The organism is Paraburkholderia sp. J8-2 (genome assembly GCF_905220195.1).
In the GTDB taxonomy this organism is placed as follows: domain Bacteria; phylum Pseudomonadota; class Gammaproteobacteria; order Burkholderiales; family Burkholderiaceae; genus Paraburkholderia.
The window spans coordinates 1-24,465 of record NZ_CAJMZA010000009.1 but is presented as its reverse complement, the minus strand read 5'-3'; the positions used below and the strand labels follow the sequence as shown (position 1 = coordinate 24,465).

Here is a 24,465-nt window from a genome sequence, read left to right as displayed (position 1 = left end):
AACTCCTTTACAGCACCTTGGCTTCGTTCTTCAGCTTCGCGATGAGCGCCGCAACGTCCGGCACTTTCACGCCTGCGCTACGCTTGAGCGGCTCGGCAACCTTCAGCGTCTTCAGACGCGGCGTGACATCGACGCCCAGGTCTTCCGGCTTGACCGTTTCCAAAGGCTTCTTCTTCGCCTTCATGATGTTCGGCAGCGTGACGTAGCGCGGCTCGTTCAGGCGCAGGTCCGTCGTGACCACGGCGGGCAGCTTCAAAGACAGCGTTTCCGCGCCGCCATCCACTTCGCGCGAAACCGTGGCTTTACCGTCTGCGACGACAATCTTCGAAGCGAACGTCGCTTGCGGCAGATTCGCAAGCGCAGCGAGCATTTGCCCGGTCTGATTCGAATCGTCGTCGATAGCCTGCTTGCCGAGAATGACGAGCGACGGTTGCTCTTTATCGACGAGCGCCTTCAAAAGCTTCGCCACCGCGAGCGGCTGCAGATCGTCATTCGACTCGATCAGCACGGCGCGATCTGCACCGATGGCCAGCGCCGTGCGCAGCGTTTCCTGCGCTTGCGTGACGCCCGCGGAAACGGCGATGACTTCGGTCGCCACGCCCGCTTCCTTCAGGCGTACCGCTTCTTCAACCGCAATTTCATCGAACGGGTTCATCGAGAACTTCACGTTGGCGATATCCACGCCCGTGCCGTCCGACTTCACACGAACCTTCACGTTGTAATCGACCACGCGCTTGACGGGCACCAGAATTTTCAAGCTCTCTCTCCTCGATAGGGACAATGCTTTCGTCGTTGACGAACGCCTTCGTCACTGTGACAGACGCGTGAGCGGCGTGGAATTCAGCTTTGTGGAAGGCGTGCTTCGAGCGCGTTGAAGCGGAGCAAGCAAGCCGCGCGCGCCGCAATCGTCCGTTCGAACGAAGCGGCGCACGCGCACGTACTGGCGAGAGGGAAGCGTCAGTTCTTCTTGTCGCGCACGAAGCGCAGTGCGAAGCGCACGAGTCGCGGCATGGTTTCAGGCCGCAGCAAGCGCGTGTCGTAGCCCGAAAAGCGCCGGTCGTTTTCGGCGAGGCACAGGCGCATGAGATCCGGCACGCTGATATCCACGTCGGTCACCTGCTGTGCGCCGTTCATCGTGAAGTTGTTGTCGTGCTTGTGCTCATTGCCCTCGGCATCCATGGCGCGCGCGAGTCCGATGCGCTCCCACGCCAGAAAGGCCCATACGCCGGCCACTTTCAGCTCGAAGCGAATGCGTTGCCACCAGGAGAGCCGGGCGCGGTGCCAGGCAACCCAGTTCGCGAATAGCAGGATATGGCGGCATTCTTCCTGCATGACGGGCTCGAACGTGTCGATGAGCTCGGGCGGAAAGAGGCCCGAGCGATGTGCGACTTCGAAGAGGCCGAACGCGAAGAAGCTGTCCACGCATTCGCTATAGCCCGTCACGAGATAAGCCCATTCGGCGTCCTTAGGGTAGACGTAGGGCGGCTCGCTCGCCAGCTTGATGCCATACGCCGCCACCATGCGCGAAAGCACTTCCTTGTGGCGGTGCTCCTCCCACGCGTTGAGCGCGAGCGCGTCGCGCATCACCGCGTCGTCGAGCGAGGCGGCGTAGGCGGCCATGCGCAGGCGCGCGCGGCCTTCCGTTTGCACCGCGATGTCCCAGATGGGCAGATCGGTGATGCGCTTGAGCGCGGCGGGTTCAAGCGTGGGCCAATCGAGCACCGAGGGCCGGTAAGGATTGAAGGTCTCGCGGAACATGCGGCACATTTCGTCGCGGTGAACGTCGGTGCCGCGCGTAAGCGCACCACTTACACGGCTCGTCCAGTGGCGCGTGTTGTGCTCGGCGGCGTCGAGCGTCTCGCGGTCCGGACGCTCGACGGGCAACGCCGGCGCATGGAAACCGGGAATGAGTTGCGACGCATCGAAGGCGTCGAGTATCAGGTCGTCCATCTCGCTGTTCTTTTGCTGGTGGCCAGGACACGCGGTTTGCAGGCGATTTTTTCACGGCCGCGCGCCGCCGCGGCAGGGGCCTGGCAGGAGCCTTCGACGGGTGTCGCCGTGCGTGCACGAGTTGATGCAGAAGAGATCGCTATCGTCTCACGAGCTTACTTCGAACCCGCGCAAAACGCGACGAGCGTGCCGTCTCGTTGAGTCGTTAGCTATCGTTCATGCCCGCGCATGGACGAATGCGGCTTGAATATCGAATACGTCTCGCCCGAAGCAATAATCGTTCGGGTCATATCGATTCCTTGAACAATCGCGGCGCGACCGGACGCGCTGAGCTTTGCGTCGCGGCACGCCCGAACGCAATGGTCTAATTAAGCATGTAGAGTACGGCTGACCGGTCCCTTAGCCGCCTTCAACGAGGCGGCAGCGAACAGATGGCCGGCGCAATGGCATGAAGACAGTCGGTAAAAGGGGGCGTCGGGCAACGCCGCGGCGCCTGGACACTCCAGCTAACCGGAAACCTGCCTGTGCGCATCCTGTCGATATTCGGTACGCGGCCCGAAGCCATCAAGATGGCGCCGCTCGTCAAACGTCTTGAGGCTGAGCCAGGTGTGCAGTCCATCGTCTGCGTGACGGGGCAGCATCAGACCATGCTGCAGCAGGTGCTCGATCTCTTCGGCATCGTGCCCGACCACAACCTTGGCGCGATGACCGCGAACCAGACGCTCAACGGCCTCGCCGGGCGCCTGTTCGGCGGGCTCGACGACGTGCTCGCTGCCGAGCAGCCCGAGCGCGTGCTCGTGCACGGCGACACCTTGACGAGCATGGCCGGCGCCATTGCCGCCTTTCATCGGCGCATACCGGTTGGTCATGTGGAGGCCGGGCTGCGCACCGGCAATCTGTTCGAGCCTTGGCCCGAGGAAATGAACCGGCGCGTGGTGGACGTCGTGAGCGATCTGCTTTTCGCGCCTACGGCAAGCTCGCGGGCGAATCTCGAAGCGGAGGCGTTGGGTGGGCGCGTGGTCGTGACGGGCAATACCGTGATCGATGCCCTGCATCTCATGTGCGAGCGGCTCGACAACGACGCGGCGTTGCGCGAGCGCCTCGATGCGCAATTTCCGTTTCTCGAACCCATGGACAGCGGCCGCCCGTTGCTTCTCGTGACCGGCCATCGGCGCGAGAGCTTCGGCGAGGGCTTCGAGCATATCTGCGCGGCGCTCGCCACGCTCGCGCATTCCGGCAAGATGCAGATCGTCTATCCCGTGCATCTGAATCCCAACGTGCGCGGCCCCGTGCTCGCCACGCTCGGCAACGCACCCAACGTTCACCTTACCGACCCGCTCGATTATCCCGAGTTCGTGCGCCTCATGCAGCGCGCGGCGATCGTGCTGACCGATTCGGGCGGCGTACAGGAAGAGGCGCCCGCGCTCGGCAAGCCCGTGCTCGTGATGCGCGACGTGACCGAGCGCCCCGAAGCGCTCGCTGCGGGCACGGTGAAACTCATCGGCACCGACCGTGTGGCGATCGTGCGCGCGGTGCTCGAACTCGTCGAGAACGAAGACGAGCGGCGCGCCTATGCACGGCGCGTCAACCCCTACGGCGACGGGCACGCTTCGGAGCGCATCGTCGCATCGCTCACCGGCCGGCCGTTCGAGCCATTTCCGAGCCGCGAGTTGCCTGGCTACCGGCATCCGGTGGTCGCCATGCGGCCGGAGCCCGGCGAGACGGATGAGGCCGACGCGGCGTCCTGACGCCGATTCGACACCGGCTTGGCAGTTGTATCGCAGTACCAGGCAATCAGTGCATTCCATAGGCGGGATGGCCAGTACCGCGACGCGGCGGGTGCGCCGCCGCGCCCACAAAATGAGGCATGACACGTGAGACTCCATTCGATCCGGCAGGTGAGTGCAGGGGGGCGCAAGGGCGTGGGTGCGCGGCATTGCGCGTATGTGGGCGCAGCGCTTCTCGCCGCGCTGGGGCACTGCGCGTACGCAGCGCCTGGCGACCTGGCCGGCGCGTTTGCGCAGTTGGGGGCCGGGCGCGTGGAATCGCGAACCGTGTCGCTGGCCGATCTCGGCGTGCGCGATCCGGTCGTGCTGCGCGCGCCCGACGCGATTCAGGAACTCTATTTGCCCGTGCCCGCGGGCTTGCCGATCAGCAACGCAACGCTGCAGCTCGACGCGAATTATCTGCGCGGCAACGGCGGACGCACGACCTTCCTGCTCTCGCTCGACGGCTCGCCCGTACAGGTGCGCAACGTCACCGACGCGCAGGGCGACGGGTCGCTCAACATCGGCGTGGATGGCGCACCGCGCCCTTCGGGTTTCGTGCGCGTGGGGCTGCAATGGTCGTCGGTTCTCAACGACAACGTTTGCACGGACCAGACGGCCATCGGCAATGTCTGGAAGGTCGCGCCCACCACGCGCCTCACGTATCAGTTCGACACCTCGGCCGTGAACGACGTGCGCACCGCGTGGAGCGCGCTGCCTGCGAAACCAGTGGTGCTCGTGAGCGGCGGCAAGCTCGACGCCGCGGCTTATGACGTCGCGTGGCGGCTCGAAGCCCTGTTGATGCGCGGCGGTGCGACACCCGTCACGACGCGCATGCCTGCGGTGGGCGACACTGTGAATCTCGGCACCGTGCAGGTGCCGGCCGCGCTGCAGGCGATGCCCGCTTTCGCCGCGCTCGCAGCGGGCGGTTCGCACAAGATCGCGAATCCCGCCGAACTGGGCGCGCTCATCGCGCTTGCGCCGGCGGGCGCTTTCGCGCCCAACGTCGTGGTCGCCGACGACGCACTGCGCGCACAGGCGGGTGCAGCGCTCGACGCGTTGCGCGGCGAAGCGCTGGCCGTTTCCGCCGATGCCGCGAGCGCCTTCGATGCATGGCGCACGCATTCCGGCGGTGCGCTTGCCACGCCATTCGAGAAGGGCGAGCTGCGCCTCGCGCATCTGGGCGGCCTGCCCACCGTGGTGGTCGGCGACGACACCGGCGTGAGCGCGCTTTCGCGCACGTGGAGCGGGATCGACGTGTCGCGCAGGCTCGTCGTGCACGAGCTGGCTGCGTCGCCGAACCTGAGCGCAGGAGGCACGAGCGACCGGATCGCACTGTCGCTGATCGGGGGCACGCCGAGAACGGTAGATGTGCTAACGAGCGCGGCATGGGACGCCAACTTCGATCTTGCAGCCGTCTCGGGCGATGGACGCATTCCGCGCCGCGTCGTCCTCGACCTGGCTGCCGCGCCTGCAGCGGACCGCAATGGCCAGACGGCGTCGATTTTCTTCAACGGCGTGCTGATCGGCTCGCATCTGCTCGACACCGACGGTCATGCGCAGCGAGTGAGCGCGGACATTCCCGTCTATGCGCTCGGCACCACCAATACGCTGCGCGTGTTGTTCCAGCGGCAGCCGGCGGGCGGCTGCCGCCCGCGCGAGCAGGGCTATCCCGCGGCCGTGCTGCCGGGTAGCCATCTGGTCGTCGGCCAGGGGCCGCTCGGCGAGAATTTCACGGGCATGGTGGCGCGCTTCTCGCGCACGGCGGACGTGCTCGTGCCCGACGCCTATCTGGCCGACCCGGTAACGACGCTGCCGCGCGTGGCACGGCTTGCGAACGCGGCGGGCGTCGCGCCCACGCGCGCGACGCTTCAGGTGGTGCCCAACGGCCAGAGCGCGCAACCGAAAGACGCCTTTCTCGCCGCCGACGTCGCGCTCGACAGCGAGGCGGGCCATGCGAGCTTCGCAGACGGCCGCCTCACGCTCAAGGCGCGCGGCGGCTCGATGCTCGCCGACATGTCGGGTCTCGCGAATCTCGGGCTGATTCAGGTGGTGCGCGCCGGCACGACGCCCGGCGTCGTGTACCGCAGCGTGGGCAATGCGCCCGTTCTGCCGCCGGGCATGCAGTTGCAGCAGGGCGACGTGGCCATCGTCGACGCGAGCGGCGTACTCAAGACCTTCGACACGCAGTATCCAGGCGGCGTGCCGCCGACCGACGATCAGCGCGGTTGGCTCACGCGGCACTGGGCGGGCTGGGGCGTGCCGAGCATCGCCACCGCGGTGCTGGTGTTGCTGCTGCTCGCCGCGGGCTTCGCGCGCAAGCGGGCGCGGGCGAGGACGGCGGCGGCCGCCGCGGCGCGCGCGGCGCAGGAGAGCGCCGAAAACCCGGACAACACGCAGAGCGGATCGTGAGCACGCACGCCATCGACTGGTGGCTCAACTACTACGCCGGCCGCTATTACGAGGGCATGGAGTATCTCGCGGCGGTGGTGGCGGTGGTGATCCTGCTATCGAGCATCGACGATCTTTTCATCGACGCGTGGTACTGGGTTCGCCGCGTCATCCGTCACTTCACGATCGAGCGCCGCTACGAGCCGTTGCGCGCCGAGCAGCTCTACACGCGCGAGCAGCAGCCGCTGGCGATCATGGTGCCCGCCTGGCGCGAGGAGGATGTGATCGCCTCGATGGTGACCGACCTCGTGCGTGTGCTCGACTACAAGAACTATGTCGTGTTCGCCGGCACCTACCAGAACGATGCGGCGACTATTGCCGAAGTCGAGCGCATGCGGCGGCGCTACAAGCAGCTTCACCGCGTGGAGGTGCCGCACGACGGTCCCACCTGCAAGGCCGATTGCCTGAACTGGATCGTGCAGGCGATCTTTCGCATGGAGAAGGAAACCGGCATCGAATTCGCGGGCGTGATCCTTCACGACAGCGAGGACGTGCTGCATCCGCTCGAGTTGCGCTTCTTCAACTATCTGTTGCCGCGCAAAGACATGATCCAGTTGCCAGTGGCTTCGCTCGAGCGCGAATGGTACGAACTCGTTGCGGGCACGTATATGGATGAGTTCGCCGAGTGGCACGCAAAGGATCTCGTGGTGCGCGAGAGCCTGGCCGGCACGGTGCCGTCGGCGGGTGTGGGCACGTGCTTTTCGCGCCGCGCGCTGGCCGGGCTCGCGGAGCAGACGCAGAATCAGCCCTTCAATACGGAAACGCTGACCGAAGACTACGACGTGGGCGAGCGGCTGGGCCGCATGGGCATGCATTCGATCTTTGCGCGCTTTCCCGTGGAGTTCGCCACGCGGCGCAAATCGTGGTTCGGCTTCGGGCCCGAGCGCGACGTCACGCTGACCATGCCGCTGTGCGTGCGCGAGTTTTTTCCCGATACGTTTCGGACCGCTTACCGTCAACGCGCACGCTGGACGCTCGGCATCGGCCTGCAGGGCTGGGAGCAAACAGGCTGGGTCGGCACGCTCGCCAACCGCTATCTGCTTGCGCGGGACCGCAAGGGCATCGTCACGGCGTTCGTCGGCATCATTGCTTATGTGCTGCTCGCGCAGTTCCTGCTCTTTGCGTACGCCGAGTTCCTAGGCATCCGGCCTGATCTCATTGCGTCGCCGTTCGCGAATTCGCGCTTTCTGACCATTGTGCTGTGGGCCAACGGTGTCGCGTTGCTGCTGCGCGTAGTTCAGCGCGTGTACTTCGTTTCGCGTCTGTACGGCTGGGAGCATGGCGTGCTTTCGGTGCCGCGCATGGTGATCGGCAACTTCGTGAACTTCATGGCGGTCTCGCGCGCGTGGAAGATGTATCTCGCGTATCTCGTCACCGGCAAGCGGCTCGTGTGGGACAAGACCATGCACGACTTCCCCTCGTCGGACGGCTTTACGGATCGCAAGCAGCGTCTTGGCGAGCTGTTGCTTTCCTGGCAGGCGATCGGGCCGAAGGAACTGGAGCAGGCGCTAGCGGAAGAGCACGCGCATGAAGCGCCGCTCGGGCGCGTGCTGATGGCGCACGGCTGGCTCGATGAAGAAACGCTCGCGGAGGCCATCGCGTTCCAGGCAGACCTGCCGCGCGGCCGGCTCGATCACGAGCGGCTCACGCGCTACGCGGGCGATGTGCCGCTCGAACTCGCGGTGCGCTACCGCGTGCTGCCACAAGGCGACGACGGCAAGGGGCACGAGGTGCTGCTATGCGCGAGCCCGCTTGCGCAAGCGTCGCTCGCGGAACTGCAGGCCCAATGCGCGTTGCCGATCGTGCAGCGCATTGTGCGCGAGGGCGAGGTGGCGGACGGCTTGCGCCTGTTGCGCGGCGTGCCGCCGGTGCAGGTGCGCGAAGCGCATGAGGCGAAGGCGAGTGCCGAAGCACGCGGCGCCGCCACGCCGGGCGTTCCGCTGCTAGGCGATCTGCTGATCGAACGCGGTGCGGTGAAGCGCGCCGCGTTCGAAGGCGCGCTGCTGCGCTACCGGCCTGCCGAGCACGGGCGCATCGGCGATTTCATGGTCGAGCAGGGCGTGATCACTCGGGATGCGCTGGCCGCGGCGATCGCGGAGCAGGAACGTTTGCGCACCGAAGGCGCCGCTACGCCATGAGACGGACTCCGAAGCATTTTGCGGCGAGGCGATTTTCACGCGGTCGCGCGAACGTGCCGCGAGCGTTGCTGCTCGCCGCGTTGTGGGGTGCGCTCGCAGGCACGGGCCGCGCCCATGCCCAGGCGCTGCCGCAAGGCACGCAGCCTTTGCCGCTGAGCGGCGCGGCTTATCGCGTCGCCCAGCAAGGCTACGAAGCCTTCGCACGCCACGACTATGCTGGGGCCGAGCGCTACGCGCGCGAGGCAATCCGTCAACGGCCCGATCTCGCTTCGCTGCGTTTGTTGCTTGCCAATTCGCAGGCGGCGCGCGGACAGTGGCGCGAGGCGAGCCGCACGCTGTCCGACGCGATCGCGCAGATCGGTCCCGACGCGACGCTCGCGGCACGGCGCCGCGAGGTCGATGTGCAGGTGGCGGCACTGGCGCGGCCAGGCGCAGCGACAAGTGGTGCTCGCACGACGCGCCCGGCGCCGCCGCCGGGCTCAGGACCGCCCGACTATCTGACTGGCCGGGCATGGCAGCTTGCTCAGGATGCCTACAAATCATACGGCGCGAAGCAATACGACGCCGCCTGGCGCGAGGCGAACGCCGTGATCGCGTTGCGGCCGGACATATTGCGTCTGCGCCTGCTCGCCATCGACGCCGCCTCGGCGGGCGGCCACGACCGCGAAGCCTGGCAGGCGGCGCAGGAAGCGCAGCGGCGTTTCGGCGACAGCCAGGCGCTGCGCGAGCGCCGCACGCAGATCGGCGCGCGACTCGCGCCCACGGCGGTGCAAGCGGCGCAGGCCGCGCGCAAGCGCGGCGACCACGCGCAAGCGATCGCGCTCATGCGCGAGGCGATCGGTTACGCGCCAATGCAGCTTGGCAACTGGCTGCTGCTCTGCCAGATGCTGCTCGAACAGAACGACATGGCCGGACTCGAGACCGCGGCGGGCGATGCGATTGCATCGGGTGCCACGCCGACTCTCATGCCGTACGTGTTGCGCGGCTATGCGCGTGCGGCACAGGGCAGGGCGGCACAGGCCGATGAGGATTTTGCGCAGGCGCTGCTGAGCGAAGGCGCGTCGGTGCGCGACGAGCGGGTGGCGCACGCGATCATCGCCGATGTGTGGACGGCCGAAGGCCAGCCTCAGCGCGCGCTCGATCTGCTCGCCACGCTGCCGCCCGTTGGCGACGACACCGACGCGCTGATCGCCATGCGCCGCTACTACGCGCGCGCGGCGCTCGCGCAGCCTGCCGGTCCATCCACGCCCGGCGAGCGTGTTGCCACGGCGGCGCGCCCGGTGCTCGATTGCACGGTCGACCAGTACGGCAGCGCCTGCGACGTCTACGCAGCCGATCCCGGCTTCGCCGACCGGCGCGCCGCGATCGTCGCAGCGCAAAGCGGCGATCAGGCAGCCGCGCTCGCCGCGCAGCGCCGGGCTGTTGCCGCAGACCCGCGCAATCCGCAGCATCGGCTCGAACTGATCGATGCGCTCACCGCCGCAGGCGACACGGAGGGTGCAAAGCGCGAAGCACGTGCGATGGCCGACGCGGGCCTGCTCGACGCGCTGCCGCCGCTTTCTGCGGCGTACCTGGCGCAACGCGCAGGAGAGGACCGCCGCGCCGCCACGTATTTCGCGCGCGCCGACGAAGCCGGGCAGTTGCCGCCGCAGGCTGCCGGCGATGCGGGCTACAGCGCGTATCGCGCGAATTTCGACGCGCTGGCCGCAAGCTATTTCAAACGCGCGATCGACTACGGCACCTCATCGCCGCCCGGTGTTGCGCCCGCCACGTTGGTGCAGCTGCAGGACCTGCGTAACGCGCACGCGGAAGTCACGCGCGACTGGGGCGCCATCGCCGCGGTCAACTATCGCGGCTCGGGCCTGCAGCCCGGCGTGTCGACGGGTGAAGTGCCAGGCTCGTACAACAACTGGCAGATGGGCCTCGAAGGATACTGGCGTCCGTTCGGCGCGCTCGGCGACCGCAACTTCGAGGTCTACGCGCGCGTGTATCAGGACGTCGGCGCGAAGGGCGACGCGCCTAGCGGCATTTCCACGGCGCTCGGGGCGATCGGTGCGCGTGCGAAGCCGTTCGAATCGATCAACGCGGTTATCGCGTTCGAGCGGCTCATCCCCATTGGCTCGCGCGCGCCTTCTGACTGGCTGCTGCGTCTGGCTTACTCGGGTGGCATCGGCACCGAGCGGCGGCTCGACGTGCCGTCGTGGTGGACGGTGCAAGACTACGGCGAAGTCGGCCATTACGTGAGCAACGGCTGGAACTACGGCACCGGCTATATCGAGGCGGGCCGCACTTGGCGGCTCGACACCATCAGCCCGAAGCTCACGGTCTTTCCATACGCGGTGGCCGGCGTGGATTACGATTCGAGCATCAACCACAGCGTGCCGGTGGGGATGGGGGTAGGCGTTTCCACGCGCTACTGGTTCCGCGACAGCTTCTACGATATGCCGCGCTCGTATGTCGACGTGACGGTGCAATACCGTTGGCGTATATCGGGCGACGACCGGGCGGGCGGCGTGTTCTTCGGCGCCGTGCTTTCTTATTGAGGAAACCTGATGATCGTGCGAAGAACGGCCCAGGGCAATGCGGGCCACGCGGCAGAAGCCGCACGAAAGCGCTCGTGCGTTGTGCGGCGCTGCGCGCGTCTGGCAGGCGCGGCACTGTGCGCGCTGGCTGCCGCCGGTTGCACGCTGCAGGTTCCCGCACACGCCGATGCGCTCGCGCAAGGCATCGTCTGGCAGCCCGATAACGACCATCTCGACCTGCGCGGCGACTGGGACCGGTTAGGCTTGAACGAACTGCTGGTGCAATGGATCGCCGTGGACGACGTGGCGTTCATGGCGGGCGCGGGCATTCCCGCGCCGCGCGTGCCCGACTGGGTGCGCATTGCCAATGAACCGTGGGCGCGCGGCGTGATCGTCGGGCTGGCGGGCTATTCGGACGAGAAGAAAGCGCGCGAGAACCTCGAAACGCTGGTCGAACGATCGCTGAAGCTAGCGGCTGTGCGGCCGCCGGTGCACATCACGGGCTGGTATTTCCCCGTCGAAGTCGATCCCACCTGGGCCGACGCGCCACGTATGGCGCCGCTGCTGGAAAAGCTGCCGCATCCGTTGTGGATCAGCGTGTACGACACCAGCAACATGGGCGGCGAGGCGCTGGCGAAATGGCTCGACACCTGGCTGCCGAAAGATGTCGGCGTGCTGCTGCAGGACGGCTGCGGTGTTTATGCGCGCGGCCCGGCGGCGGCGCGCGAATACGCGGACGCCTTATCGGCGCATCTGGGCCACAAGCGCGTGCGCATCATTGCGGAGGCGTTCCGCCCGAAGCAGGGTGGGGGCTTTCGTGCAGCCACGGCCGCGGAACTCGCGCCGCAGCTCGAGGCGTATCACGGTTATCGCGTCTATCTCTTCGACGGGCCGCACTATATGTCGCCGGAACTCGTCGAGGGCCTGCTGCAGCAGCAGAAGGCGAGGGGCGCGGCACAGTAGCGGCGCATGCGCCGATCGCCAACCGCGTGTTGAGTGGGCGCGCGTGTTAGCGCAATTGCGCAAATGCGATCAATAGCACCATGCCGCCGATGGCGCCGTCGAGCACGCGCCACGCACTCGCACGCCGGAACAGCGGCGCGAGCGCACGTGCGCCGTAGCCTAGCGCGACGAACCATACCGCGCTCACGCACATGGCGCCGATCGCAAAGGCGAGGCGGCTGCCCTGCGGTTCGCGCGCGCCGGCCGTGCCGATCAGCAGGAAGGTGTCGAGATACACGTGCGGATTGAGCCAGGTGAACGCGAGCGTCATGAGGATGATCGGCCATGCGCGCTGCTCGGGCGCATCCGCCGCGGCATTGCTTTCCAGCACCGCGTGCGAAGGGCGCACCGCGCGCCGCAGCGCGCCAACGCCGAACCACACGAGCCAGGCAAGCCCCACATACAGCACGACGTGCACGAAAGTCGGATAGCGCTCGACGAGCGCCGAGGCGCCGCCCACCCCCGCGCCGATCAGCACGAAGTCGGACAGCGTGCAAAGCAGGACGATCTTGCCGACGTGCGAGCGCAGGATGCCCTGACGCAGTACGAACGCATTCTGTGCGCCGATCGTGACGATGAGCGAGGCGCAAAGCGCTGCGCCGTGAGTGAAAGCGAGCCAGTTCATGACGGTTGCGGGCAAAGTGGGAGCGCGGGCGGCGCGGTACGCGGCGCCTGCGATCGTTGGACATCGACAGGGAATGGCGCTAGTCTGCCGCCATGAGCCGCATAAGAACAGCTCATTTTCATTAACCGGATTAAGGAACGCTAATGCTCGACTATGCCTTGCTCGATGCGCTCGCCGCCGTCGTGCGGCATGGTTCGTTCGATCGTGCTGCGGGCGCGCTCAACGTCACGCCGTCGGCGGTCTCGCAGCGCGTGAAGCTGCTGGAGGAGCGCGTGGGCACCGTGCTCGTGAAACGTGGCCAGCCTTGCGTCGCGACGGCTTCGGGTGCGCTGCTGTGCCGTCACACGGAGCGCGTGCAGTTGCTCGAGGCGGAGTTGGGCGGGGCGATGCCGACCTTCACGAGCGCGCTGGGGGCAGCGCGGCCGACGCTGCGGGTGGCAGTGAACGACGACAGCGTGGGCACCTGGTTCATCGACGCCGTGGCGGCCTTCTGCGTTGAGCGCGGCATTCTGCTCGATCTTGTGATCGACGACCAGGATCACACCGCGCAACGCATGCGCGACGGCAGCGTGCAGGGCGCCGTCACGACGCAGGCCGAGCCCGTGCAGGGCTGCCGCTCGACACGCCTTGGCCGCATGCGCTATCTCGCGGTGTGCTCGCCGGCGTTCTTCGCGCAGTATTTTGCGCAGGGCGTGACGCGCGACACGCTGCGCCGCGCGCCGTGCGTCGAGTTCAATCCCAAGGATCAGCTGCAAAAGCGCTTCATTCGCCGCATCACGCGTGCGCAGATCGATGCGCCGCTGCACTGGATTCCGCATGTGGCCGGTTTTCTGCGTTGCTGCCTGAATGGTCTGGGCTGGGGCATGTGCCCCGAGCGCATGATCGCGCCGCATCTCGCGCGCGGCGAACTCGTTGAGCTCACGCCGGGCCGGGCGCTCGACGTCGAACTCTACTGGCAGAGCTGGCGGCTTTCCATTGGCTGGCTCGACGACTTCGGCTCGATGCTCAGAGTACGCGCCGGCGAATTTCTCGATCAGGGCCGCGCCACCTGAGGCGAAACCAGGACGCACCTAAGACGCACCTAAGACGAACCGCGCGATATCTTCATTCGTTTGTCTTTATCCGCGGATTCAATGGGGGTTTAGTGTGCATTCTTTCGGTGCGGATGATGGTGCTTGTAACATCACCGCTTTGTTGCTATTCGTATGGAACGCATCGCACAATGACAGGATTGACAGGTAGCAAAGCCGCTAAAGGAATATTCAAAATCCATTAATTGCTATTCCGAATAGTGGAATGTCTCGATATTCGATGCACAGGATGATGCAAGCTTCGTGCGAGAATATTACGGTCAATAGACTGACGTTTAGTATGTGATATGTCTGATGCACCTATGTCGAATAGGGCATTGCGTTTCATTGATCGGTCACGTGTCGTGTGTAAGAGTGGAGCCAGTGCGTTCCGCGTAAAGACCGCTAGACGGGCACTGGGCGGGCGTTTCGGGCGGCATGCGCCTATCGGACGCAGCGGGCGCTGTAACAATTCAGTTATGTTCGAAAGTCACGCCGCTAGTGACATCAAGCCAGAAACCGGTTATTTTTTCCGCAGCGGGATTGTTAAGTATCATCAAATCGGCAAAAAAGTTCACGGATGTAAAGAAACCAACATTGGAGGCTTACAGTCGGAACTGAAAGCTCCGCCATCTCGTTTTTTGCGTTTGGCATTATCGTGTGAAAATTGCGTTTTTCCTGTGGATTGCGAGTTAGACACGCTATAATCCGGACGTGGCAGAGTGCTTATTCGACCGGCATATTTGAATCGTTTCCACGTGCACGAGGTGCATTATGACGAAATTAGATACCGGCAGCGTTTGGCAACAAACCATTGACCTTCTGTCCGCGGCTTCCGAGCCGCTAAGCCTGGACAGCGAATTCGAAGGCGGCAGAAGCTGCAAACCGGTACCCATCACACGCGGCGCTTCGGAGGCGGCCAACCGGCGGCGTGCCACCGTACGTTCGTGGGACGCGCAGGGCATTACCTTGATCCGGCGGCATGATCCGGACAGCATCACCGTTTGCTGGAGCGACGCCACCTATGGCCGGTACTCCGACCAGTTGTGGCGGGTTTGCACAGCGCGCCGCAGCGCCGTTTGCGCACTGACCGGCGAGAAGATCCGCCGCGGCGACGCGGTGTTCCGGCCGAGCCCGAATCGCCGTCATCGTCCGGCCAATGCCGACGCGATGATCCTCGCGAGCAAGCTCGACAACCTTCCCAACGCCGTCGTCGCGGCGCGTCTGGACGAGGCACTGGCCGCCTGAGCGGCGTGCACGGGCGTACCGGTCGCCCGCGCGGGTTTGCGGGGTTTGCCTCTTTCTTTGTCCTTGAACCGGGCCACACCCCGTCAGCCACCGTCATGAATTTGCACGAACCGGCGCCCTAAGGGCGCCGGTTTTCGTGCGTCCCGACAAAAGCGGGTTGCCACCGTCCGCCGGGGCAGGCGCAACCGGCGCCCGCTGCGGCGGCGCACCGCTCAAACCGTGGCGTCGCGGGCGTTTTCTTCTTCGAGCGCGTCGCGCGTCTCGGGCATCGCAAGCCAGACCATCAGCACCGCAGCGGCGCCCGCGCTCGCGAGCGCGAGGAAACTCACCGTATTGCCCAGGTGGTCGGCGATAAAGCCGGCAAGCGCCGTCGAGAGCGTGGCCCCAATCCCCGCCGAAAGTCCGAAGAGCCCGATACAGAGGTTGTAGCGGCCCTTGCCGCCCGCCACGTCGGCGGCGATGAGCGGCAGCATCACGCCGAACACGGCAGCCGAAAGGCCGTCGAGCATCTGCACCGGCACGAGGAAGTACGGGTTGCCGACCGCCGCGAACAGGAGCGCCCGCAGCGGGAGCGCACAGAAGCCGAGAATCAGCACGGGGCGGCGCCCCCAGGCCTGGGCGGTGCGGCCCACCCACGGCGACATCAGCGCGACGATGGCCTGAGGCACGATGATGCACGCCGCGATCACGAGCTGAACGTTGTCGCCCATACCGGCCGTCACCTCGCCGGCGGCGAGGTTGAGCATCGCTGCGTTCGAGAGGTGGAACAGCACCACACAGGCCGCGAAGGTCAGCATGCGCCGGTCGCGCAGCAGGTCGAAAATCGTCTCGCGAGCTTCGCCCGAGCCCGCCGCGGCGCCAGCCTTGCCGGGCTTGGCTGCGGGTTTGGCGTAGGCGGCATTCTGGTCGTATTTGATCATCGCGAGGGCGACGAGTGCGGGCAGCGCGAGCGCGGCCGTCAGCCAGAACACGGAGCGCGGCGAGAAGTACTCGCCGCACAAGCCCATGAGCCCGGCGGCCACCGCGCTGCCGATCGAGGCCCAGCGCGCATTGCGGCCGAGCCGGTCGCCCAGGTTCTGGCGGCCCACCAGCGCGAGCGCGAGCGCCGCCATGGCCGGCACGAGCATGCAGCTGGCGAAGCCGTGGAACACCTCGGCGGCCATGACCGCCACGACAGTCGGGCTTGCGGCGAGCAGCACGGCAGAGACGATGATCGCGATGATCGCCCACGCGGCAGCGGCCTTCTTGTTGCGCAGGGCATCCACCGCCGCGCCGCCCGGCACCTGGCTCACCATCGCGCTGATCGTGCCCACCGAAAGGGCGAGGCCGATCTCGCCCTGCGTCCACTTGTGCGATGCCAGATACGACGCGATGAACGGCCCGAAGCCCGTCTGCACGTTCGCTACGAAGAAGTTCAGCCAGTCGAGCGCGCGCACGCTGCGCGGGTCTGGATTGGGTTGTTGCATGGTGCCGTCCGTCATTTGGCACCGTGGGCATTGGCTGCGGAGGCGACAGGCGATGCAGCGGGCGCGGCTTGGGCCGGCGGGGCGGCTTGTCCAGCCGGGGCGGCTGGGGGCGGCGGAGCCGCGGGCGTCACGGCGCGCACCGGCTGGTCGGGAGCGTAGGGCGGCGAGGCATCCACCTGCTGATCGCTCATTTCGAGCTGCGCCTCGAGCGCATTGTTCTTCGTGACGAAGCGCAGCGCGGACCAGTCGGCCGCGATCGTATGACGCTTCTCGAGCGTGCCGCTTACGTCGAGCACCACGGCCTGCGGGGCGGCGCTGCCGTCGAGCAGCACGTCCACCACGCGGCCCACCTTGGCGCCGTTGGCGCGCTCCACGTCCGCGTCGAGCATGGGCAGGCGCGTCGCGCTCGCCTCGGGGTTGCCGGGCTGCGGCGCGCCGGCCTTGGGCCGGTCGGGCACCTGCAGCTGGCTCGCGGGCAGGGCGAGCGTGATGGCGGGTGTTTTTGCCTGGGTGTTCACGCGCACGCCGCTCCACGGGAAGTTGGCCTTGCGATCGCCAATGCCCATGAAGCCTTGCAGGTTCACCACGACGTCGACCGGCTTGCCGCCGGGGCCCGTGACCATATCGACGGCACGGCCCACGACCTTGCCGTCGGTTTTTTGGACTTCGCTGTCGAGTAGCGTGCGGAAGGTGCCGCGCTCGAGTGTGCGTACCTGCACGAGCGGCGGCCGGGGCGGTGCCGGCGGGGCACTCGCGGGCGCGGGCGGCGGCGGCGCCGGACGGGGGCGGCGCACCAGCGCGGGCCGCGGCTTCTTCGGCGCAGGCCTCACCGTGCTCTCCGTTTCCGGCTCGCTCGCCGCCTCCGGCGCGGACGCGGCCTCGGGCTCGCTTGCGGCCGGCTCGGGCTCCGTGGCCACGGGCGCTTCCGGCTCGGGCGGCGGGGCCGGCCGGAACAGGCTGCAGCCCGAAAGCGTGAGCAGCATCAGCAGCGTCAGGGCGTACGGAAAGTGAAAAACAGGACGTGCGGAACGCAAGATGCCGCGTCTCATCTACTGAAACTCCTTGGAGCAGCCGGCGCGACGCGCGCGGCGGGGGGAAACCGGGTCGGGATGCGTGAGTGTAACCCGCGCGCCAGGCCGATCCGCTTAATGACGACGCGGTTGACGTGCCGCAAACGCCGCGCCGGGCGGCAGGATGCCCGCTCGAGCCGTAGCAATGGCGATTCGTCGCGCCTTCGTCAGACGAAACAGGTCAGGCCGCCCTGAAAACCGCCCGCGCCGCGTTCAGGGGCTTCCAGGCGCGTCCAGGTGTAAACGCGGGGCCAGCCCGCGCGGCGCGCCCAGTACACGGGCATATAAGCATCGCGGCATGAACTCAATGCGACTCATGCGATGGGAGCGCATAACGTGTTCGCCTAACCTTCGCTCCATCCATAAAGAGATGTCAAAACGATGAGCGCCGGACGTTGAGCCAGGCGCCGGCAACGCGTCGACACAACTACATCATTCGAGACAAACCTGATGACGGATCGGCTGGTGAGCCGTGAACCGTTTCAGCATGCTGATAAAGGAGGCACTCACCATGATCGAACCCCACGCGCAGCCGCTTGCCGGCACGACCGCCGCCGAAGCCGAGCCCATCGAGTTGGGCGAGGCCTCGGGCTTCATCGACCGTTATTTCGACATTGCCGCGCGCGGCAGCTCGCTGCGCCAGGAGGCGATTGCGGGCGTCACGACCTTCCTCGCGATGGTCTATTCCGTGTTCGTCGTGCCGGGCATGCTCGGCAAGGCGGGCTTCGACACCAGCGCCGTGTTCGTGGCCGTGTGTCTGACCACGGCGTTCGGCTCGTTGCTCATGGGCCTGTGGGCGCGCCTGCCGATCGCCATCGGCTGCGCCATCTCGCTCACGGCGTTCACGGCCTTCGGCCTCGTGCTCGGCAAGGGCTTGAAGCCGGAAGTGGCGCTCGGCGCGGTGTTCCTCATGGGCCTCGTGTTCACGGGCATTTCGGTGACGGGCGTGCGCTCGTGGATCCTGCGCAACCTCCCGCACGGTATTGCACATGGCACGGGCATCGGCATTGGCCTGTTCCTGTTGCTGATCGCCGCCAATGACGTGGGCCTCGTCGTCAAGAATCCGGGCGCGGGCCTGCCGGTCTCGCTCGGCCACATTACTTCGCTGCCCGTGATCCTCTCCGTGGTCGGCCTTGCCGCGATCTTCGGCCTCGTGCGCCGCCGTGTGCCGGGCTCGATCCTGATCGTGATCGTCGCGATCTCGGCGCTCGGCCTCGCCATCGACCCGGCCGTGAGCTTTCACGGCGTGTTCGCGTGGCCGTCGCTTTCGGCGCCGGGCCATGCCTCGCTGATTGGTGCGATGGATATCAAGGGCGCGCTCTCGCTCGCCGTGCTGCCGAGCGTGCTGGCACTCGTGATGACGGCCGTGTTCGACGCCACCGGCACGATCCGCGCCGTGGCGGGGCAGGCCGGTCAACTCGACGCGAACGGACGTATCGTCAACGGCGGGCGGGCACTGACGGCCGACTCGGTCAGCTCGATCTTCTCGGGCTTCCTGGGCGGCGCGCCGGCGGCGGCCTATATCGAATCGACGGTGGGTGTGGCCGCAGGCGCGAAGACGGGCCTCGCCGCCGCTACGGTGGGCGTGCTGTTCCTCGCAGTGATGTTCTTCGCGCCGCTCGCGGGCCTCGTGCCCTCGTACGCCACGGCGCCCGCGCTGATGTACGTGGGCCTCATGATGCTGTCGAGCGTGAGCCGCCTCGACATGGCCGATATGGTCGATGCGATGTCGGGCCTCGTGTGCGCTGTGTTCATCGTGCTCACGGCGAACATCGTCACCGGCATCATGCTGGGCTTCTGCACGCTCGTGATCGGCCGCGTGGTGAGCGGCGAGATCCGCAAGCTGAATGTGGGCACGGTGGTGATCGCCGGCGTGCTGGCCGCGTTCTACCTGGGCGGCTGGGCCATCTGAGAATCGGATGACCCGGTCATTCGCCCGGCGGCCACGGCGGCCCGTCCGGGCGGCTGCACGGCCCGCGTCGCTTCACGGCGGCGCGGGCCGTGTGGCTTTCGGCGCGTGATGTTTTGGCGCGTCACTTCGGCAGCACGCTGTTACGCCCCTTGCCCGCGTTGCGTGGCTTGCGCGGTTTAGGCTCCACGCCGATGCGCGGGTCGCGCGCGAGGACAAGCGCGCTCAACGTCGCGGCGGTATCTTCGAAGGCCGCATCGGCTTGCGGCACATAGAGCCATTTGCCGAGCACGGGATGCGCTCGCAACGCCGGGATCGTTTCGATGAGCGACGCATGGTGCTCCCGCGACGTGCAGACAAGTACGCCGTTGAACGGCGCGTCGCGGTCGGCGGCCACGAGGCACAGCAGGCCGTCCACATACGCGGCGTCGCAGCCGAACATGGGCTTGCAGAGGTAGCTGGGCTCGCGCTCGAAGGCGTCGAAGATCCAGAGCAGCGAGTTGCGGATTTTGGACGGCATGGCGTGACGTGGCAGAGATGGGGAAATGCGCGGCGCGGTGAAACGGCCATTTTAGTGGCGGCTGTGCGGCCGTGCGCGCCGCCGCCAGTCCATGCCGGCGCTTTCCTTGACATCGCGCGCTCGCCGTCTATGCTTAACCGCATGGTTAAGTATGAAGACGACACCCTCGACCGCACCTTCGCGGCGCTCGCCGATCCCACGCGGCGCGCGCTGCTCGCGCGCCTCTCGCAGCACGACGAACTGTCGGTGAGCGCGCTCGCGCAGCCGTTCTCGATGTCGTTGCCCGCGGTCATGAAGCATCTGGATGTACTCGCCCAGGCGGGCCTCGTCACGCGCGCGAAAACCGGCCGCACCGTGGCGTGCCGGCTCGCGGCGGGGCCGATGGAGGACGCGATGCAGTGGCTCGCGCACTATCAACGCTTCTGGAGCGAAACGCTCGATCGACTCGCCGCTTTCGTGGAGGAAGATGCATGTCTACCCAGCCCGCAGCCGGACCCGGCACCTGGCAAGCTCCAAGTCTCACCATCCGGCGGCGGCTCAACGCCACTGCCGCGAAGGTCTACGCCGCGTGGACGCAGCCGGCGCAGCTGATGCGCTGGATGCAACCGCTCGACAACACTTGCATCCACGCCGAAGCGGATGTGCGCGTGGGCGGGCGCTTTCGCGTGATCATGCGTGGCGCGAACGGCGAGGAGCACGACGTGAGTGGCACGTATCTCGAAGTCGTGCCGGACGAAAAGCTCGTATTTACGTGGGCGTGGCGCAGCACGCCGGAGCGCGAGTCGCTCGTTACGGTGACGCTGCGCGCCGATGGGCCCGCCACCGACCTCACGCTCAAACACGAACGCTTCTTCGACGAAGCGGCGCGCGATTCGCATAACGAGGGTTGGACAAGTGCGATGGATCAACTGGTGGCGCTGTTCGCCTGAACGGCGCGCATGTAACCGAAAGGAGGATTGGACGATGGAGACGCACAAGATCGTTTCGGAGGCCGAATGGCTGGAGGCGCGCAAGGCGTTGCTGGCAGAGGAGCGCGCATTCACGCATGCACGCGACGCGCTGGTGGCGAAGCGTCAGGCGCTGCCGTGGGTGAAAGTCGAGAAAACCTATACGTTCGATACGCCGCAAGGTGCGCGCACGCTTGCCGAGCTATTCGGGTCGCGCAGCCAGCTGATCATTTACCACTTCATGCTCGGGCCGGAGTGGGAAGAGGGGTGCCCGGGCTGCTCGTTCCTCTCCGACCACGTGGACGGCATGCTGCCGCATCTGGAGCATCACGACGTGACCTACGTGGCCGTATCGCGCGCGCCGCTCGCGAAGATCGAGGCGTTCAAGCGGCGCATGGGCTGGCGTTTTCCGTGGGTGTCGTCGAATGCGAGCGACTTCAACTTTGACTATCACGTGTCGTTCAGCGAGGCCGACAAGGCGCGCGGCAAGGCAATCTACAACTACACCGAGCAGGAATACATGAGCGACGAACTGCCCGGCGTCAGCGCGTTCTATCGCGACGAAGCGGGCAACGTGTACCACACGTATTCGACATACGCGCGCGGCGGGGACATGCTGATCGGAACGTATGCGATGCTGGAACTCACCGCGAAGGGGCGCAACGAAGAGAAGGACATGCGCGAGTGGATGCGTCACCACGATCGCTATGAAGATGCGCCCGCGCAGTCGTCGTGCTGTGCGCACGAGAAGCAGTAAATGCCGCGCAATGACGATAGACGGTTGTTAGTACAGCGAAAGACTGCTGCGATGTCAGCGTAAGAAATGGGCTAGAGCGACATCTCGAACGCGGGGCGCAGCAGCACTTCGATCGCCATCACGATCAGTCCCATCGCGCTGGCGGCGAGCGTCAGCGTGCCATATTCATCGTAGCGCGTGTCGTAGAGGCACGCGACGATGATCAGGACGGCCAGCAGATTGGTCAGCCAGTAGAAGTTCAGCGCGAGTAGCATCGGCGTATCCGGTGCCGGCGCGCAACGCGCCAGCAGCTAGTGCAAGACGCTCGGATTCTAGCGAATCGACCTTACGGATACGCAACAATAACGTGCTCTACAGCACTTATCTTTGCGGTTTTGGCATCTCTTTACGAATCCAGTCCGTGACCGAGGTGCGCTGCGGCTGCCAGCCGAGCAGCTTGCGGGCGCGCTCGCCGCGCACGCGGCTGTTCGAGCCGAGGCCGTACGACGCCATCTCATAGCCCCATTCCTCGATCGCTGCTTCGAGCGGCCAGTCCTGCGGTTCGCCGAGACCCATCACATCGGCGAGCGCCGTGGTCATGTCGCGGAAATTCGCTTCGCCGCTTTCGACAAAGTAGAACGTGCCCGCCGGCGTATTGTCGAGCGCGAGGCGATAGAGTTCGGCCACGTCGTCGACATGCACGTTCGACCAGATATTCAGGCCGCGCCCGACGTGGCGCATCACGCCGCTCTTTTGCGCCTGACGGATGAGCCGCGGCAGTTGCACGCTCGCGGCGCCCGGCACGGCGCCCACGCCATAGATCAGCGTGTTGCACAGCACGGCGCTCTTCACGCCGCGCGCCGCCGCCGCGAGCACGAGATTGTCGATGGCCACGCGCGGCGCCTTGTCGGCGGTCGGCTCGGGCAGGGCGTCTTCGTAATAGATGCGATCGGTCGCCTCGCCGCCCGATGCGTCGCCCACGATGCTCGAGCCGCTCGTGTGCAGGAGCGGCTTGCCGGAGCCTGCGAGCGCGTCGATGAGCGCCTCGACCGCGCCGCGATGGTCGCTGCTGGCCGCGTTGATCACGGCGTCGGCGGCGCGTGCTTGCTCCATCAGCGTCGCACGGTCGTCGAGATCGCCCTGCACGGGTGTGATGCCGAGTTTTTCGAGGTCGGCGAACTGCTCGGGGCGGCGTACGAGGCCGCGCACCGTGTGGCCCGCGCGCACGAGATGCGCTGCGATCGTGCCGCCGATAAAACCGCCTGCGCCTGTCACGAATACTTTCATGGGTTGCTCCTGGTCCTGTTCTCGATTGCGATGGAAGTCAGTATCGGGGCATCCGGCGTTTGCAAAAACCGTGTTAGTCTCAAATGAATCTTGACTGCAAATCAACAATAGCAACGATGAAGACGTCGACCGACGAACTGCTCGTATTCGTCACCGTGATCGATGCGGGGTCGATCACCGCCGCCGCCGAAAAGCTCGAGCAAACCGTATCCGGCGTGAGCCGCGCGCTGACGCGGCTCGAAAAGCAACTGGGCGTCGCGTTGATTCTGCGCACCACGCGGCGCTTGCAGCTCACGGAGGAGGGCGAGCTGTTCCTCGATCGCGCCCGCGCCATTCTCGCGGCGATGGCCGATGCCGAAGAGGCCGTCACGCGCCACCGCGAGCGTCCTTCGGGGCGCTTGCGCGTGGATGCGGCCACGCCGTTCATGCTTCACTGCATCGTGCCGCACGTCGCGGCGTTCGCCGAGGCGTATCCCGAGATCGAACTCGAGCTCACGAATAACGAGCGCATCGTCGATTTGCTGGAGCAGCGCGTGGATATCGCCATTCGCATCGGCACGCTGCAGGACTCCACGCTGCACGCGCGCTCGCTCGGCACGAGCCGTTTGCGCATCGTCGCGAGTCCCGGCTATCTCGCGGCGCACGGCACGCCGCGCAGCGTGGCCGCGTTGCGCGAACATCGGCTGATCGGTTTTACGGCGCCCGCGCATCTGAACGGCTGGCCGCTGCGTGCGGCTGGCGGCGGCGAAGCGGGCACGGCCGCAAGGACGCAAGAGACCGAATCCGGCTACACCATCGCACCCGCGCTTTTGGCGTCGAGCGGCGAGACGATACGCCAGCTCGCGCTCGCCGGAAGCGGCATCGCGTGCCTTTCCGACTTCCTCACCACGGCCGACCGTGGGGCGGGACGCCTCGTCACGGTGCTGGACGACGCGCTGATCGAATCGCGCCAGCCGATCCACGCCGTGTACTACCGCAGCGCGGCGCTTGCGGCGCGCGTGCAGTGCTTTCTCGCGTTTATTGGGGGCAGGCTGCAACTCGATACGTGACGGTCGCTCGCGGCCTTCTCGTGGATAGTCCCAGGCCACAAGGGCCGCAAAGAGGAGTTGTATAGACAGGCGCGCCAGGCTAGACTTCGGCCACTTTCGCGACTTGTATAGACAGGATTCGACCATGCTCCCGACCCTTCGCCTCACGCCCGGCCATCTGACCCTGCCCCAACTGCGCCAGATCGCGCGCGAGGCAGTGCGGCTCGAGCTCGATCCGGCCAGCTTCGCGGCCATCGACGCCGGCGCACGCGCCGTTGCCGAGATCACGGCAAAGGGTGAGCCCGCCTACGGCATCAATACGGGCTTCGGGCGTCTGGCGAGCACGCACATCCCGAGCGACCAGCTCGAACTGCTGCAGCGCAACCTGGTGCTTTCGCACGCCGTGGGCGTGGGCGAGCCGATGTCGCGTCCGGTCGTACGCCTCTTGATGGCGCTGAAGCTGTCGAGCCTCGGCCGCGGCTATTCGGGTATCCGCCGCGAAGTGATGGACGCGCTCATCACGCTCTTCAACGCCGACGTGCTGCCGCTCATTCCCGTGAAGGGCTCGGTCGGCGCCTCGGGCGACCTCGCGCCGCTCGCGCATATGTCGGCCGTGCTGCTCGGCATTGGTGAAGTGTTCATCCGCGGCGAACGCGCCAGCGCAGAGGCGGGTCTGGCGGCCGCGGGCCTCAAGCCGCTCGCCCTGCAGGCGAAGGAAGGTCTCGCGCTC

General features: G+C 66.4%; 21 protein-coding genes. 13 read left to right on the top strand and 8 right to left on the bottom strand.

Annotated elements, in window-relative coordinates; genetic code table 11:
* Positions 1–7: 7 nt before the first annotated feature.
* On the bottom strand, positions 8–757 hold the full coding sequence (locus U5A52_RS20635) for an electron transfer flavoprotein subunit beta/FixA family protein (protein ID WP_321912305.1): 750 nt from the start codon (positions 755–757) through the stop codon (positions 8–10).
* A 200-nt stretch (positions 758–957) separates the two neighbouring features.
* The gene (locus tag U5A52_RS20630) at positions 958–1,950 is read right to left on the bottom strand and encodes a ferritin-like domain-containing protein (RefSeq protein ID WP_321912303.1); all 993 of its coding nucleotides are present in this window, start codon (positions 1,948–1,950) and stop codon (positions 958–960) included.
* Between the two features lie 518 nt (positions 1,951–2,468).
* Here U5A52_RS20630 and wecB point away from each other — a divergent pair.
* The 5 genes from wecB (at position 2,469) to U5A52_RS20605 (ending at position 11,790) form a co-directional block, all read left to right on the top strand.
* Positions 2,469–3,698 carry a non-hydrolyzing UDP-N-acetylglucosamine 2-epimerase gene (wecB, locus tag U5A52_RS20625; RefSeq protein ID WP_321912640.1) on the top strand — a complete coding sequence of 410 codons (1,230 nt, stop codon included), beginning with the start codon at positions 2,469–2,471 and terminating at the stop codon, positions 3,696–3,698.
* A gap of 126 nt (positions 3,699–3,824) precedes the next feature.
* The gene (locus U5A52_RS20620) at positions 3,825–6,128 is read left to right on the top strand and encodes a cellulose synthase (protein WP_321936046.1); all 2,304 of its coding nucleotides are present in this window, start codon (positions 3,825–3,827) and stop codon (positions 6,126–6,128) included.
* Complete coding sequence (locus tag U5A52_RS20615; RefSeq protein ID WP_321936045.1) at positions 6,125–8,305, top strand: glycosyl transferase family protein; 2,181 nt, start codon at positions 6,125–6,127, stop codon at positions 8,303–8,305. Before U5A52_RS20620 ends, U5A52_RS20615 begins: the two co-directional genes overlap by 4 nt.
* Positions 8,302–10,848, top strand: a complete 2,547-nt coding sequence (locus U5A52_RS20610; protein WP_321936044.1) for an NfrA family protein — start codon at positions 8,302–8,304, stop codon at positions 10,846–10,848. Before U5A52_RS20615 ends, U5A52_RS20610 begins: the two co-directional genes overlap by 4 nt.
* 9 nt (positions 10,849–10,857) lie before the next feature.
* On the top strand, positions 10,858–11,790 hold the full coding sequence (locus tag U5A52_RS20605; RefSeq protein ID WP_321936043.1) for a hypothetical protein: 933 nt from the start codon (positions 10,858–10,860) through the stop codon (positions 11,788–11,790).
* A 46-nt stretch (positions 11,791–11,836) separates the two neighbouring features.
* Here the strand turns inward: U5A52_RS20605 and U5A52_RS20600 are convergent, their stop codons facing one another.
* A complete protein-coding gene (locus U5A52_RS20600) occupies positions 11,837–12,454 on the bottom strand; it encodes a LysE/ArgO family amino acid transporter (RefSeq protein WP_321936042.1) in 618 nt (205 codons plus the stop codon).
* Positions 12,455–12,597: 143 nt separating this feature from the next.
* Here U5A52_RS20600 and U5A52_RS20595 point away from each other — a divergent pair, with 143 nt between their 5' ends.
* Both U5A52_RS20595 and U5A52_RS20590 read left to right on the top strand, forming a co-directional pair.
* Positions 12,598–13,506, top strand: coding sequence for a LysR family transcriptional regulator ArgP (locus U5A52_RS20595; protein ID WP_321912291.1), 909 nt, complete (start codon positions 12,598–12,600; stop codon positions 13,504–13,506).
* Between the two features lie 792 nt (positions 13,507–14,298).
* Positions 14,299–14,772, top strand: coding sequence for a DUF3331 domain-containing protein (locus U5A52_RS20590; protein ID WP_051482004.1), 474 nt, complete (start codon positions 14,299–14,301; stop codon positions 14,770–14,772).
* Positions 14,773–14,984: 212 nt separating this feature from the next.
* Here U5A52_RS20590 and U5A52_RS20585 read toward each other — a convergent pair whose 3' ends face one another.
* Both U5A52_RS20585 and U5A52_RS20580 read right to left on the bottom strand, forming a co-directional pair.
* Positions 14,985–16,238 (bottom strand): MFS transporter, encoded by a 1,254-nt coding sequence (locus U5A52_RS20585; protein ID WP_321912289.1) that lies wholly within the window; start codon positions 16,236–16,238, stop codon positions 14,985–14,987.
* Between the two features lie 11 nt (positions 16,239–16,249).
* Complete coding sequence (locus U5A52_RS20580; protein ID WP_321912287.1) at positions 16,250–17,287, bottom strand: PRC-barrel domain-containing protein; 1,038 nt, start codon at positions 17,285–17,287, stop codon at positions 16,250–16,252.
* 532 nt (positions 17,288–17,819) lie between these two features.
* On the opposite strand from U5A52_RS20580, the gene U5A52_RS20575 reads away from it, so the two are divergent.
* On the top strand, positions 17,820–19,220 hold the full coding sequence (locus U5A52_RS20575) for an NCS2 family permease (protein ID WP_321912285.1): 1,401 nt from the start codon (positions 17,820–17,822) through the stop codon (positions 19,218–19,220).
* A 121-nt stretch (positions 19,221–19,341) separates the two neighbouring features.
* Here the strand turns inward: U5A52_RS20575 and U5A52_RS20570 are convergent, their stop codons facing one another.
* Positions 19,342–19,737 carry a hypothetical protein gene (locus U5A52_RS20570; protein ID WP_321936041.1) on the bottom strand — a complete coding sequence of 132 codons (396 nt, stop codon included), beginning with the start codon at positions 19,735–19,737 and terminating at the stop codon, positions 19,342–19,344.
* Positions 19,738–19,878: 141 nt separating this feature from the next.
* On the opposite strand from U5A52_RS20570, the gene U5A52_RS20565 reads away from it, so the two are divergent.
* From U5A52_RS20565 to U5A52_RS20555, 3 genes are read left to right on the top strand one after another with little or no spacing between them, the layout of a single operon-like run.
* Complete coding sequence (locus U5A52_RS20565) at positions 19,879–20,328, top strand: metalloregulator ArsR/SmtB family transcription factor (protein WP_321936040.1); 450 nt, start codon at positions 19,879–19,881, stop codon at positions 20,326–20,328.
* Positions 20,328–20,666, top strand: coding sequence for an SRPBCC domain-containing protein (locus U5A52_RS20560; RefSeq protein WP_321912279.1), 339 nt, complete (start codon positions 20,328–20,330; stop codon positions 20,664–20,666). The genes U5A52_RS20565 and U5A52_RS20560 overlap by 1 nt, the downstream gene beginning before the upstream one ends.
* A 34-nt stretch (positions 20,667–20,700) precedes the next feature.
* Positions 20,701–21,441, top strand: a complete 741-nt coding sequence (locus U5A52_RS20555; protein ID WP_321936039.1) for a thioredoxin family protein — start codon at positions 20,701–20,703, stop codon at positions 21,439–21,441.
* A 71-nt stretch (positions 21,442–21,512) separates the two neighbouring features.
* Here U5A52_RS20555 and U5A52_RS20550 read toward each other — a convergent pair whose 3' ends face one another.
* Both U5A52_RS20550 and U5A52_RS20545 read right to left on the bottom strand, forming a co-directional pair.
* Positions 21,513–21,695, bottom strand: a complete 183-nt coding sequence (locus U5A52_RS20550) for a hypothetical protein (RefSeq protein ID WP_321912275.1) — start codon at positions 21,693–21,695, stop codon at positions 21,513–21,515.
* 106 nt (positions 21,696–21,801) lie between these two features.
* Positions 21,802–22,707, bottom strand: coding sequence for an NAD-dependent epimerase/dehydratase family protein (locus U5A52_RS20545; RefSeq protein ID WP_321936038.1), 906 nt, complete (start codon positions 22,705–22,707; stop codon positions 21,802–21,804).
* 116 nt (positions 22,708–22,823) lie between these two features.
* Between U5A52_RS20545 and U5A52_RS20540 the strand changes: the two genes are divergently transcribed.
* Complete coding sequence (locus tag U5A52_RS20540) at positions 22,824–23,756, top strand: LysR family transcriptional regulator (RefSeq protein ID WP_321936037.1); 933 nt, start codon at positions 22,824–22,826, stop codon at positions 23,754–23,756.
* A 124-nt stretch (positions 23,757–23,880) separates the two neighbouring features.
* Positions 23,881–24,465: aromatic amino acid lyase (locus U5A52_RS20535; protein WP_321936036.1), on the top strand; the 585-nt coding region annotated here is incomplete at its 3' end.